At 47.3% G+C, this 14508-nt stretch carries 9 protein-coding genes and 2 pseudogenes; 6 read left to right on the plus strand and 5 right to left on the minus strand.

Annotated features, from left to right (window positions below; all coding sequences use genetic code 11):
* Window positions 1–180 precede the first annotated feature (180 nt).
* Genes FIU99_RS14875 through FIU99_RS14890 form a run of 4 tightly spaced genes read left to right on the plus strand, consistent with a single transcriptional unit; the run spans window position 181 to window position 7909 of the window.
* Window positions 181–1623: a hypothetical protein gene (locus FIU99_RS14875; protein WP_152472346.1), complete on the plus strand. Its 1443-nt coding sequence runs from the start codon at window positions 181–183 to the stop codon at window positions 1621–1623.
* Window positions 1620–2399 (plus strand): chromosome partition protein MukE, encoded by a 780-nt coding sequence (locus tag FIU99_RS14880; protein WP_172974067.1) that lies wholly within the window; start codon window positions 1620–1622, stop codon window positions 2397–2399. The genes FIU99_RS14875 and FIU99_RS14880 overlap by 4 nt, the downstream gene beginning before the upstream one ends.
* Complete coding sequence (mukB, locus tag FIU99_RS14885; protein WP_152472348.1) at window positions 2392–6957, plus strand: chromosome partition protein MukB; 4566 nt, start codon at window positions 2392–2394, stop codon at window positions 6955–6957. The genes FIU99_RS14880 and mukB overlap by 8 nt, the downstream gene beginning before the upstream one ends.
* Window position 6958: 1 nt before the next feature.
* Window positions 6959–7909: a hypothetical protein gene (locus FIU99_RS14890; protein WP_152472349.1), complete on the plus strand. Its 951-nt coding sequence runs from the start codon at window positions 6959–6961 to the stop codon at window positions 7907–7909.
* A gap of 393 nt (window positions 7910–8302) precedes the next feature.
* Here FIU99_RS14890 and FIU99_RS14895 read toward each other — a convergent pair whose 3' ends face one another.
* The 3 genes from FIU99_RS14895 to FIU99_RS14905 form a co-directional block, all read right to left on the minus strand.
* A complete protein-coding gene (locus tag FIU99_RS14895) occupies window positions 8303–8554 on the minus strand; it encodes a hypothetical protein (RefSeq protein WP_152472350.1) in 252 nt (83 codons plus the stop codon).
* 741 nt (window positions 8555–9295) lie between these two features.
* Complete coding sequence (locus FIU99_RS14900; RefSeq protein ID WP_152472351.1) at window positions 9296–10300, minus strand: hypothetical protein; 1005 nt, start codon at window positions 10298–10300, stop codon at window positions 9296–9298.
* 43 nt (window positions 10301–10343) lie between these two features.
* Entirely contained in the window at window positions 10344–11045 is a 702-nt protein-coding gene (locus tag FIU99_RS14905) for a hypothetical protein (RefSeq protein WP_152472352.1), read from the minus strand.
* A gap of 49 nt (window positions 11046–11094) precedes the next feature.
* Between FIU99_RS14905 and FIU99_RS27530 the strand changes: the two are divergent.
* Window positions 11095–11259 (plus strand): annotated as a pseudogene (locus FIU99_RS27530) (recombinase XerD); the annotation flags it as partial.
* Window positions 11260–11563: 304 nt separating this feature from the next.
* Window positions 11564–11806, plus strand: a pseudogene (locus tag FIU99_RS14915) (secondary thiamine-phosphate synthase enzyme YjbQ); the annotation flags it as partial.
* Between the two features lie 50 nt (window positions 11807–11856).
* Here the strand turns inward: FIU99_RS14915 and alr are convergent.
* The gene (alr, locus tag FIU99_RS14920) at window positions 11857–12942 is read right to left on the minus strand and encodes an alanine racemase (protein WP_006958347.1); all 1086 of its coding nucleotides are present in this window, start codon (window positions 12940–12942) and stop codon (window positions 11857–11859) included.
* Window positions 12943–12945: 3 nt separating this feature from the next.
* The gene (locus FIU99_RS14925) at window positions 12946–14358 is read right to left on the minus strand and encodes a replicative DNA helicase (protein ID WP_006958349.1); all 1413 of its coding nucleotides are present in this window, start codon (window positions 14356–14358) and stop codon (window positions 12946–12948) included.
* Window positions 14359–14508 lie beyond the last annotated feature (150 nt).

The raw sequence follows: 14508 nt of genomic DNA on the forward strand, positions 1-14508 counted from the left end.
AAAACGAATAAAATACTAAAATTACATTTTTAATATATCATTTTGATATAATATCTTGACCGGTTCCATATGCAGATCTACACTTAATGCAAATAAGTGCGGATAAAATGTCTCGAATACATCACCTTAGAATGCGCTTTAGCTCACACCGTGCAAATTACTTCAGAGTAGAAATAGACCATGACACAAAGCCAGACACTCTACGAGGGTGCGCAAACCATCGGTGACGCATTCTCGGAGACAAACGCCAGGGAAGCCGATAATGCGCCATCTTCTCTTAACCAATTACTAAATAACTTATTGGTTTCTGGTGCTCGGCTTGATATTGATCCGGATCAGTATCTGTACTTGGCCGCCATGCACGCTTGGGAAAGGGACATCGATGATAGCCTCAACCTCGTACAACAAAGCTTTGATGAAGAGACTGTGCAAGCGGTCGTGCGCTATGTCGATGCCTATGCTGGACGCAACGAAGGCCACACTGAGTCCAGGGTCAGCAACTTTTTAAAATGGGGCGTCGAACAACGTATCATGACGTTTGCAGGGACATCAATACGCGATGACAACCCGCAATATCGCCTCACCCAGTTGGCGCAAGATCTGCTAAAACCGTACTTTAAAAATGATAACTTCGATCAACAAGAGAGCCTCAGTCAACGATATAAACGCATTGAGGTGCTACTCAGTGAAGTCAATACCATAGACATCGAAGAGCCCGAAGCTTGGTATGAGGCGGTGCACTCGTACCTGCCCACCCTCCAGGATTTGCTTGGCGGGATTTCTAAGAACCAAGAATTACTCATCGCTCAGTTCTCTAACGAGCAGCAAATCATCAAACAGCAGATCAATACCTCCATTGTTGATGACATGTCTGCACTCTTGAATGTCGCCGATGAACTGATGCACCAAATCAATGATTTGAAAACCATAATCTTTACGGGTGTGGATCAGGTAATAATGAACCTCGCCACGCTACAGCAAACCGCAGTGCTTCGCTCTGCGCCCATTCGATTAAGAAATAGCCTCGAAGAGATCGAGGTATTTTTAGAGCGCACATCCGAATTTGCCAACATGTCACTGATTGACCTTATCGCATTTCTCGATAGGGTAATGCAAGGTATCCGGCTGCGCCTCACCATCGATCCGAATGCGAACCTCGCGCACCTTATTGATTCTGCCATTGAGTCTACCAAAGGCCACTCTTGGGCCTTGGCACTGCCGTATCAAGAGCCATGCCTTCTCATGCGTGAGTGGTCACCACCCCCACCGCCGGTCGATGAAAGTCTGCCAGTACTGGAAATGGAAAAAGAGCGGGTAGTGAGACAAAACCCAACACACTTGTTGGTTGATTTGGCCAACCAAATTGCCGAGCAAGCTCTGAATAAACATCACCGAGTAGATCTCGCCGACCTTCTCAGCCGGATCTTAAAACCCCAAGACAATGGCTTTGACGAAACGGATCGCCATCGATTGGCCGTGCTGACTCTTAAAGCCATCACCACAATTGCACCGATGCCAAGCGAACTGATCCACCCAGGTTGGGTGCCTATCGATGAAGACAACCACATTTTTATTGAAAATCTATGGGTTCAAGGCCGAGCCCCATCGGAGAGCGACACATGAATGAAGAAACCAAAACGTACGAATCGATCCTCGATGTCATGGCAGACCCCTTATTTTCACAGGTAGACACCATGCTGCGTGCAGGCATTAATATCGTCCCAGAAGACGACACACTCCACAGCTTTGTTAACGCGGCTTACGAGCCATTGAAAGCGTATTTGTCAAGCGTCTACATCACACTGCGCTGCTCACCTGAACAGGTCTATTACAGTCACATGCAGCGCCGAACTGGCGTGCCTCACCGCACCATGAGTGAGCTGTCCATGGTCGTTGGCCTTACCATGGTGTCGATGCAGTTGGATTTACGTCAATCGCTTGAAAGCTCAGACTGGGTCGCTGTCGATCATTTGATTGACCGACTAATAGAAAAGCTGCCAGAAGAGCGAATTAAAGATCTCTTTGGTAGCCGTCGATCTACCACCGTCAGCACCCAATTTGACCAAGTCAAAATTCGGGATGAGGTGATGAAATGCATTCGAGACCTCAATCGTAAAAGCTTCATCCGTATGGACACTGCCACAAATCAGTACATGCCCACTGCCGCCATCTATCGCTTTATCGACCCGCTAAGAGGCATTGTCACCGCCGACGAGATCCCCAACAAACTGATTGAACTGAGCAGAGCTGGGTATTTGGTGTCGAGCACAGCACAAGCCGACACCGAGGATGATCTTACGATTGAGCGTCCGCACTGGACTAGCCGCGTGGAAGACGATTCGCCCGATAACCTAGACCTTTTTGATTTAGACAATAACGAGGACGATACCGATGAGTAAGGCATTTCCAATATTGCGTTCTTTAAGCCTTGTGAACCTGAATGGCATTACAGTGAGAACGCTCGATCTCGTAGAGTTGCAAGAGTTGTTGTCTCCAAACGCTTATTCAAGCTTTGGCAACACAGTCAGCCTGCTTGGCGAAAATGGCGCGGGCAAGACCACCATACTAGGTGCCTACCAATTGGCCCTGATGGGGGACATTCGCTTTGTTTCTCTTGGTACATCAGATACATTTCAAAAGACTCAGAAACTGGCTGATAGTGAGATGTTTCATCGTCTGGGGAATCCTTCGATGGTGGCACTGGAGGTGCAAACCCGCAGTCAGCAAAGGCACCTTTATTTGATCCACGCAAAAAAATCCAGTGGCATCAACATTGAGATGACCCGTATGCGCTTGGTTCTACCCAAAGGCGTTGAGCCTATGTCTTGTCTTGCCCTGCAAGAAGGCCATAGCTGGCGGCCTCTAACTCCTCACATGGTTCGGGATACCGCTGCATCTCTTGGCTGTGAGTTAACTACTTACGAGAGCGTCGAGGGGTACTTGCTCGATCTCTTTAATGACGGGATCTTGCCCAAGCCATTGCAAAAGGACAAGGACAAGGCCAATTATGCGCAGGTGTTCCACAGCGCAATGAGCGGCCGGCTTGATTCCAATATCGAGCGCAATTTGAGCAGCTACTTGATGTCGCATAGCCGAGGTAACATAAAAGGGGTTGTGGATGTTCTGCAAGACTCCATGCGAGTGGTGCGTCAAACGCGCATTGAGCTCTCGAAAAATTCAAAGGATTACACCTTTTTCAAGCAGCTTTTAGAGCATGCTACAAAGGCCTCATCCTTCGGCTGGGCAGTGGCGGAAAAACAACTGATTTTGGCCGATGAGCAGCTCGAATCAGCACAAGGAGCGCGCATTGCAGCCAATGAGGCACTCGACAAGGCGCAAGCGACAGTAAAAAAATTAGGGACTGAGCTAGAGCAACTGCGACAAACCCGCGATACACTCGAACAAAAGCGCAACAAAACCGAAGAGCGATTGCGATTAGCTATGGTTGCAGCTGATGAGTTCGCACGTCGCGAACGATTCAAAGAAGATCTCAACACCCTTACACCGGAAGCTGAGCTGGCAAAAAACGCGCATCAAAATGCGCAGCAAGACTACCAACGTGCGTCCGAGGCACTCAGCCAAGCCCAGCAAGATCTTGCAGAAACGCAACAGCAATTAGCCGATGCGGTCAAAGCGTTTGAGATCACATCAGAGCGCGCTGGAAAATATGAGTTTGCGTGCCGCCAACTCAAAGCTGTTGAAGCCTTTCATGGCCATGTAGACCCAGACAACTTACAAGACCCTATGCAGGCCTTGGCCGCAACTAAAACCCAATGCGGACAAAACCTCAACGAGCTTGAGCGTCAACTGCAACAGATGAACGAGATCCGTGAGACCTATCATCAGTTCAGTAAGCAGCTTTCAATTATTGGAGAAACGGTTGATCCTAATAACCTTCAAGACTGGGTGCAGGCGAAAAAACGCCACCTCCAAGAGAGCCAACTGATCGCAGCCAACGAGCCGTATGAGAAAGAGAAACTTCAAGCCTTAAATATCGAGCTTGAAACCCAACAAAAATATCGGACTTTACTCACATCTACTGAACTGGAAAACCAACCCGATAGCGTCCCTACCTTCATGCAGGCCGTCACGTTATATCGCCAGAAAGTCGACGACGCCGGTCAGAACGTAGTCGCAGCCAAAACCCAATGCGACGAGCTGCTAAAGCAGCAACAACGACTGAACATTGAGCTGGTGCAGACCGAAGCCAAGCACGAAACCTGGTCACAACTGCAGCCTCAAGTTCGTCTTTTGACCCAAGCTTACCCTGATCAAGCAAGTTGGACAGGCAACGATTGTCTCGAACTACAAAAAACTCTTCGAATAGAAAACGATGCCCTAACCGAAACTATCACCGAGCACAGCGCCGCTATTTTGAAATTGGGTGCTGATCTTCAGATCTTAAGAGACCGCGACTCGAGTCACCTTGAACTGCTTCGAACCCTAGCCTCAGACGTTGATGGGCTCCCTATTTGCGATCTGTTTAACGACATCGACCCTGAAGATGCGCGCTACATGGAAGCCGCCCTTGGGAGCCTGATGAGCGGCATTTTGGTGGAAGATCCTCACGCAGCCTCGCGTACCTTACTAGCGACCTATGGTGATGATTGGCCGTTGGAAGACTTGGTACTTATCCCAAGCGGACGCCCGATTTCTCAATGGAATGAATCCTTTGAAGACAAAGAACTGTTTGAAGATATCACCGCGACGTTTATTGGCGCTGATGAAAGCACCGAAGCGCCTTGGTGCGTATTAACGTCAGGCGAGGGTCTTCGCATCAGTCAACTTCGTGATGCTCCAGTGCTGGGAGATAAAGCGCGAGAAGCGCTCATCACCCGCCTAGAGTCTCAGATTGAACGCCACGAATCCGATCGCAGTGATGCTACCGATGCGCACGCTACCCTGACGCAACACATTGAAGCGTTGCGAATGGCTCAACCGAAAGCCACTGTCGCTTTTGCTGACGAACCCGATCTAGACGCAGCAAAAACGAAGATCAAAGACATCGAGCGCGCCCTTTCACAAGCCAAAATGGAACATCAGTCGCTTTGCAATACAGAGGATGCGGTCAAACATAGCCTATCAATATTGACGCAGTGTGAGCCGTTTGCCCACAGCCTGTATCGCGACATCGCAGCAGACATTACCGTGTGTGAAGCGGCTATCGCACGTTGCACGGAAGCGCAGCTAGAGATCAACCAGTTTTCACCCTTGTTTAAAAACATTGATACCGAATGGAAACTCCTACAACAGCCCTATCCTAACGATCCTGTATCACTTGAGAAACAAGTACTCGATGAGCAAGCGCGCTATGAAGCCGCCAGCGACCAACTCAGGAGCATGGAGACACTCCATGAGGTGCGATTCCACCTTGGTAAAACGTACTCCCAAGCGAAAGCCTTACTGGGAGACACCAGCCATAAACAGGACGCCTTGAAAGAGCAAGCCAAGCAGATCGCAAGCCAAGCCATGCAGCTTGAGTGCAATAAAGGTGAGGCGGAAACTGCACGCGATAGCGCGCAGAAGCGCAGTATCGAAGTGAGCGCCAAACTTAATCACCTTGAGTCTGAGTTAGGGCGCGTTGAGGTCGCTCTAAAGGACATTGGCATTGACTACTCACCTGGTCTCGAAAAGCGCTTGCAAGAAAAGAAGTCCTGGCTTGAGGATGAGTATAAATCAGCGCAGCGCAACGCCGATACGCACAGTGAATCGCTCTCCAAAGCCAAGGAGCACCATCAACAAAAACGCAGTGACGCTGACCTAAACCTACAAAAAGAAGCGCAAGCGAGAGCCCATCACGAGAAAGCCGTAACCGAGCGCCAATCGGTAATGGGTGTGATCTCAGATGATGGAACCACCGCCGTCCTAAAAGACGCAATGACTTCCATGCTCGAACTTGACGCCATCAACCAAAGCGACACCGCATTTCAGGAAGCACGCAGCTTAATCAGCAAAGTCAACGGCTGTGCGCAAGACTACGGAATACCTGTTACCGATCCCATGCTGGCATTTGGACAAACACTCACCGGCACTGATCTTGCCGCGCTATCACATCTTTACTGCGAAGCCGTTAGCCTACTTAAGCGACGCATACGTCAAGACCTTATCCAGAGCGGCGATCCTCAGGAAATGCTTATGGATCTGGACAAGGCGTGCCGAATGGCCCGAAAATCTCTTGATAACGCTGAGGAGATGTTCCAAACCAAGCGTAGCGAACTGGGGGATGCCATTGCGAAACGCATAACCGATGAGCAGCGCGCGGTTCGCAAGCTCAGCGCTCAATTGAATGGCATCGGCTTTGGCCAAGTTGCGGAAGTACGCCTTGTCACCGACTATGTGCCGAAATTCGATAAAGTGCTCGAAGCGCTTCGACAAGGCTCGCAAATCATGGACGACCTATTTGCCGACGCCAGCACAGTCGAAGAAGCGTTGTCCGACCTTTTTCACCGAACCACGGCCGGTGAAATCAAGGGCGAGAAGCTGCTCGATCACCGTAATTACTTAAGGGTTAAGACGCAGATCCGCCGACGTGGGCGCAATGAATATGAAGATCTTGAGGGATCTCAATTATCGACTGGCGAACGTCTTGGATCAGGCCTTGTTGTTTTGATCAGCATCATCAAGCACTGGGGAAGCGCAGGTCATGGGAAGAAGCCATTTGCAATCCCTTTAGTCATGGATGAGGTGAGCCGACTCGATGCGCAAAGCCAAGCCACGGTTGCGGAGCTCTGCCGCCGCTGCGGGGTTCAACTTTTGATGGCCGCGCCTGAAACGCTGGGTAAAATCACCGGATTGGGGTATCAGTTGGTGCGCGTTTGGCCTGGTGGCGTCAATCTTGATAATCCAAGTCAAGACGATGAAGCCCGCTCTTGGGTACAGATCACTGGACTGCAAGACAGCACCGAGCTCACCGTCGACAGTGAACACGTGCTAAACGGCATCCTGGGTAAGTCTTAGTATGAGTAGCGATTTATTGCAAAAGTTGGGTCTGCCACGCACGCAAGTAGCCGAAGTACTGACCCGACTTGCCACCAATAAAAAAGTCATTGAACGGCAAAAAGATGGGCCACTTCTCGCCCATCTCAAGTCGCTGCGTATCGTCCATTGCGCAGGACGACTGTGGCACCTAGACAACCCAGAGAGACTTGACCAATTGCGCCAACAAATCGGCCTAGAGGAGGGGCATGTAACTAAGGCGCGCGGTGCTATCGTACGTAATACTGAACTCGTTCATCACAAATGTGCTGCGGCCTGGCGAGGAGACAGCAAGTCTGGCCGAAGCGAGCCGCTTCTTCCAACGCAAGCCGTGACAAGCGATGAAGTGATCAGAGTGCGAAGCAGAAAGACTGGATTGACCGTCACCTACCCAAGCTGGCAACAATCTGTCGATGACGAAACAGAGGCACGCTCAGAGTGCACTATCCCTGAGCGCCTGTGGCGTGAAAAGCACAGGCTCTCTTTTGCGGACATCAAACTCATCATGACAGTTGAAAATCTTGGCGCTTTTGTCGATCTGCCTTTGGTTGAGGGGCTTGTTCTGCTGTATGTACCTGGCCTTAATCTTACCCACACAGAGCTATTGGCATCCCTACCCGCCATTGTACCTTGGGTGGCCTTTCCTGATTATGACCCGAATGGCCTATCGATTGTCCAAACGATGGCGAACAAGCTGGGACGTCCTGCACGCATTTGGCTTCCCGGTTACTGGCAGGATCAGGCGGCGCAGCGCAGTCGTGAGATGATTGGCGCGAGTAAGCGTGGCTGGCTTGACGCCCCATCCTTAAGCCTACCGGGACTTCGTGATGTGCAGCGCTGGCTTGAGCAAGAAGTCCTTGTCTTAGATCACCGATGCGATACAGCGCTAAATGACTTGGTCAGCGACGAGTTGGGTATTGTGACACTCAACTAACGCTACCACCAGACTGACTCTGGTGGCGCATCCCAACTTGTCGCTCGGAAACGGTCGAATGTGAGATAACCGCTCTCAAACTGAACGCACCAGGGTGGCACTTATTATGATCCCATGTATCACTTATCTTTTTCTAACTTCACTTCGACTCGTGACGTCCAGAACGAGAGACTAAAGACTGTTCGATCTCTAAGAAGCTTTTGGGGCAAGTATGAGTTATTGCAGAATCTGCAATAAGTGAGCTTTCTCGTTGCTCAGGCAAAAATTGCAACAGTTCAACCACGAGGAATACTCGATAGTTGCTTGATAAGCAATGGGCATATTTTGCACATTAGTTATATTGCCGAAGCGACGAGATCAGAGCCGGGTTGGGACAAAAAAACGTTGCAGTTTTCAGATGGGAAAGTGCTTTTCCTCATATTCTTCAACCAATGCAGCTAGTCTTTCAAGTTCGCCACCTTCGGGAGTGCCTGGCTCGGCTGCATCAAACAGATATTCAATCCGCTTTAATGCGGTTTTGTAGTCACTTTCAGAGGGTTCAAAGCTTAATTCATCCAATTTTGCCGCAGCCAGCCCATCAGCATGTGCGGCATAGGGTGTCATCCCCTTAACCAATTCTTTTTCTGACAGCCGTTTTTTGCTCATGGCTCGCTTTTCCATGCAAAATGAGATTAGATAATTTATAGCATACTGAGTTATTAGCTACAGCGTAAGGTTTGTCCTGAAACACGCAATAGGGCATAGATGAGTTGACTCGACTCAGAGTGACTTACAAAGTCACCAATGCTTGTAGTGTGGTATGCTGTGATTAGTAGTTTACAGGTATAGGCATAGCTATGGACTCAACGAAACCAAACACAAAAGCTCTAAATGCAAAAATTGAAAGTATGAAGGCAATTAAAGCTGCTTACATGAAGGCTATGGCTGAAGGCAGCATAAAGACCTATCGAGTTACGCGAATCCGTTAACGAGCTCAAGCTCAGGTTGCTTTGTTGTTGAATTTAGGGATAGACTAGACGCTATCAATGACAGCGAGACTTTTAGTTCATTGATGTCTACTCTGAAGAGTCGCAGGCCACGCCGCGATAACCAAAGACCTCCGCATTTTCAATAGCCCTGTTCTCTTCCGCTCATAGAGTATTGACCGCAGGTAGCTCGTAATAGAGCCACTACAAGTGGCTCTTGTCGAATCAGGGTATTAGAAAACTAAGATTCTTACCTTCAAATTTGCCACGTTCATATACAGTTCGTAACAAGATTTGGGGTATTTCTGAGTTACGAAAAACCAACGGTAAAGGTTTTAGGCAAAAATGATTTAGCCGCATAGCTCTAATCCATCCCTATCAAATTAGAAAAACTATATTAAAACCTTAAGTATTTTTATGGTCACGCTCTCGCATTCCCAATTCTATGTTTATTGATCACATTGGGATTGCCTTTGTGATAATCACCCGAAGCATACATAGAATAGTACTTAGACCCATTATACGACATGCTCCAGTAGCTCAGTTCCCCTTTATACGTGCGTACCAAAAGTTCACCAACATTGGCATGATTTGCAATACTCAAGTACGCCCCCCAAACTTTACGATAATGAGCGTCTAGTGTGTTAAAGACAGCTTTCGATTCATCTTGGAAAGATAAATTGCTAAACATCAGTACACTGGCCAATTCAATTTCACCGACTTGTGGTAGAGACCATCTTGCACCAGAATACCAGTAGCTAAGAGCCTGAAAGACCCCATAGGAACTTTTGCCAGCAAAGCCTTTACCTTCTTTGGGACTAAGATACTTAACTTCGACACCAATATATTGATCTGTAAACCCGTGTTCGATCAATTTGCGTTTAGCTTTTATCACGAAATCAATTTTTAAATTTCGTTTTTTCCGATTAACAAAACCACTGCCTTTAACTTCGTGATATATCTCGAAGTGCTGAGACAGATGCTCCATAAACCAAGCATGTAACTGTTCTTCCGATTGCCAGTTACTGCTAAATTCATTTCGTATGTATTCTTCACGTTGTTTTGATAGGAAACTTCTAAATACGTTACTACGCTCAAGACGATTATCATCACAGTATTGATTGATTAGCTTTTCGATTTCGGAGCTATGGTCTATTGGGTTGTATTCTGGCTTCGGAACATCAGGTGGCGGATAAAGGGATGTGTTTATTTGCTTTACCTTATTGTAAAAGACATCCAATAGCTCAGAGTCATAGCGAGTTGGTACTTGCTGTACTTTCTTCTTGCTGATTTCTCCACCTCGAAACTCACCACAAAATTGACACTGATTACCGTAGGCAGTGCCTATACCCTTTTCCCGCTCTCTTAATTCAAGGTGTTCATCACAACTATGAGCGAGATCCTCAAGTGTTTTTGCGTTTTCCAAGTGAGGGTATCTCAAGCCTAAATCCTCCGTAATTGACTAGTGACTATAACGCTTGTATGGACATTTCGTTAATCTGATTAGCAGAACTTGCAGCATTTTTAAAAGCTAGTCTTAGAGTTCTCATAAGTATGTCAGAGCCCCTTTTATAAGAAAGATACAACAACCAGCAAAGTGCTAAGTAAAAACTGGCATCCAATATAGACTTCCAAACCACATCTATTGATGTTATTTGTTTTTGAATTAAGTTAACGAAAAGAATGTTGTAAGCCCAGTATGCCCCAATAAGCATACGATAAAATTTACTCCTTGAGTCAATCCGTTGCTCTAGTATATCGAAGCAAGAGTCTAATAATTCGACTTTGCTCTTTTCATTTTCAGCTTTTTGTAAGATGAGTTTTGATATCTGACCTACATTATCATCTGTAAGGCCTGACATTGAATAAGAACTAGGTGTAGCGAACAACATGGCTATAACAGGAAGCAAAATGCATACTATGGCTGCATAATTCATAACATCAGCTGGTAGATCGAGTAGCCTAGTTACGAGCATTGTTCCTAAAAATAACACGAACCATATTGCAGCTCCAATCGATGTTGGTAACCCAACATCTTTGAGCCCTGTAATAAACTGCATGATTGGTAGCCAAATCCAGTTGAAGAACCGACTCTGTTTCTCAACGTTAAATACTATCAGTTCAGACTTTTCCAATATAAATTTGCAATCTATCAATAAATTAATCTTCAAGCTAACTCCTCGCTTAGATGAGAAATTCATAACATTCTAAATAACAAGCCACAGCTTCGCTACCGAGTTGCTTCGCTCAGGGCAAGATATTCTATTAGGACATTCAAATGTAGCGGCAACACAAATCTATACCCATGTTATTGGTGAGCATTTTGCGGGTACGGTAAGCCCACTAGATAAAATCTCTATTGAAATCCATAAGGCAAACCAATAATCCTTGTCATGAGCCAAACATAAGAAAAATTAGGGCTTATTTGGAACAGATGCTTGAACTGAACAATCTAAACTGCTTTTAGGTAAAACCTTGCTAGAAATGAGTTAGAATTTATTGTTTTGAACAAACTACCACCCCACCCACTTCAAGTTTTACGCACAGAAAGTGAATAATTAAATCATTACGCATTAAGGCATAATTAGTACAGGTTACAAGATGATAATATAAAAGAGGCTTCTCATTGCTGAGTAATGAAATGTTCCGCCTACATCTGGGATGTATGACATAAATTTAAACTATAGAAAAAAAACACTTTTGGTTGACAATATTTACCTCGAAGATAGCGTATCAACAAAACTACAAGCATACCTATGAAGGTGATGATGACATGCCCGCCCACATAAAAGCGTCGACCTTAGGGTGCAGCGTGATGATACCCATTAGCAACGGACGATTAGCTTTAGGGACATGGCAAGGAATATACCTTGGAGAGCATCGTGATTATGGCGGAAGCCGCACCCTAGTTGCGACGATTCAGGGCGAATAATAAAAAGGCTGGCTTAATAAGCCAGCCTAAAACGAAAGGTTCGATGTGAGCTATTTGGAATATTCCATTTCAACTCGCGATGTCAGTTTAGTCACCAATTCGTAAGCAATGGTGCCAATATGGCAGGCCACCTCTTCAGCAGGAAGACTTTGTCCCCAAAGGATTGCCTCATCCCCTACCTTATCATTGGCATCTGGACCGAGATCAACCGTCAACATGTCCATCGACACTCTTCCCGCAATCGGTACTTTGCGACCATTGACTAACACTGGGGTGCCATTAGGCGCGGTTCTCGGGTAACCATCACCGTAGCCAATAGCAATAACACCGACTTTGGTGTCACGCTGGCTGGTCCACATCCCGCCATAGCCGACGCTCTCACCAGCTTTTACGTCACGCACCGCAATGAGATGCGACTTTAGCGTCATGACTGGTTGATAGCCCATCTGCTGTGCCGTTTTATCGTTAAAAGGCGACACACCATACATGATAATTCCAGGCCTAACCCAATCGAGTTGACTGTTCTGCCAAGCCAGCAAGCCCGCAGAAGCCGCCAGTGAACGCTCTCCTTCACAACCATCGGTAAGGGCCAAGAACAATTCAGTTTGTTCTGTCGTAGTGGACTTATCCAACTCATCAGCACAACCAAAATGACTCATATAACGCAGTGGCTTAGCGACATTACGACACGCCTTGAGGCGAGAGACAAAGTCCGTGTATTGCTCCGGTCTGACCCCGAGACGGTGCATGCCACTATCGATTTTAAGCCAGACCACAACAGGGGTATCCAGCTCGGCTTGCTCAAGAGCTTCAAGCTGCTCTTCACAATGCACAACGGTTTGAATGTTGTTGGTCACTAAGACAGGTAAATCGCCCGGAGAATAAAAACCTTCGAGCAATAAAATCGGAGTCACCACGCCACAAGCACGAAGTTGCAACGCCTCTTCAATCCGCGCAACGCCAAACGCATCCGCATCCGTAGCATGCTTAGCAACATGTCTCAAACCATGACCATAACTGTTGGCTTTCACCACCGCCATGATTTTGCTGTTTGGTGCCTGAGATTTAATCTGTTTCAGGTTGTGTTGCAACGCATCTAAATCGATAAAGGCGGTTGCCGCTTTCATATAACTCATGCGTTACTCTTCATCCACATCAAACGCTGGACCAGCATAATTATCAAATCGAGACCACTGACCTTGGAAGGTCAAACGTACCGAACCAATCGGGCCATTACGCTGCTTACCTAGGATGATTTCCGCCGTGCCTTTCATCGGGCTGTCCGGGTGATACACTTCGTCACGGTAGATGAACATAATCAAGTCGGCATCCTGCTCAATCGAGCCTGATTCACGCAAGTCAGAGTTAACTGGGCGTTTATCGGCACGTTGCTCCAAGGAACGGTTGAGCTGCGACAGTGCGACCACTGGCACGTTGAGCTCTTTAGCCAGCGCTTTCAGTGAACGGGAAATTTCAGCGATTTCCAAAGTACGATTGTCAGCAAGGGAAGGGACACGCATCAACTGAAGGTAGTCGACCATGATCATCGACAAGCCACCATGGTCACGCGCAATGCGTCGTGCTCGTGAGCGGACTTCGGTTGGCGTCAGGCCAGAGCTATCATCAATGAAGATATTCTTTTTCTCCATCAACAGTCCCATAGTAGAAGAAATACGCGCCCAATCCTCATCATCCAGCTGACCGGTACGAATCTTGGTTTGGTCAACACGGGAAAGCGATGCTAAGGAACGCATCATCAGCTGTTCAGACGGCATCTCAAGAGAGAATACTAGAACAGGTTTATCATGTGCCATGGCCGCATTTTCTACCAAGTTCATCGCAAAGGTCGTTTTACCCATCGACGGACGCGCGGCAACAATCACCAGATCCGAGCCTTGCAAGCCTGCGGTTTTCTTATTCAGGTCAGTGAAGCCAGTCGTCACCCCTGTGACACCATCTTGCGGTGACTTATACAGGATTTCGATACGCTCAAGCGTCTTTTCCAGAATGTTGTCAACGTTCTGTGGGCCTTCGCTTTCAGTAGTGCGTGATTCGGCGATAGCGAAAACCTTACTTTCTGCCATGTCGAGCAAATCTTCCGATGTACGTCCCTGAGGATCGTAACCCGCATCAGCAATCTCGTTCGCGACCCCAATCAGTTCACGCGTCAGAGCACGTTCTGCGACAATGTCCGCATAAGCGTTAATGTTCGCTGCACTTGGGGTGTTTTTGACCAAGTCTGCTAAATAGGCGAAACCACCGACATCATCAAGTTGCTCACGCTGCTCTAAGAATTCGGAAAGCGTAATAAGATCAAGAGGCTGGCTTTCTTCTAAAATCGCCTGCGACGCTTCAAACATCAAACGATGCGGACGACTGTAGAAGTCTTTTGCTACCACGCGTTCGGCGACCGTATCCCAGCGCTCATTATCAAGCAACAAACCACCAATAACGGACTGCTCAGCTTCCAACGAATGCGGAGGAACCTTGATTGCATCCACTTGGGCGTCTGCTGGTTTTTGATTACGATTGTCTGTTCTGGAATCTGCCATGCTCTTGCTCAACAACTTACTTGTGCCGCTCATTATAGCCAGAATGAGACGGATGTCTGTAATAAACAAGGAGTTTGAAAGCTTCTCGTGTAGAATTAACTTAGAACTGACGGAATTAGAGTGAATACCCTCTACTATTCCCCCCAATTT

It is taken from the genome of Vibrio sp. THAF64 (genome assembly GCF_009363455.1).
Lineage (GTDB): Bacteria > Pseudomonadota > Gammaproteobacteria > Enterobacterales > Vibrionaceae > Vibrio > Vibrio coralliilyticus.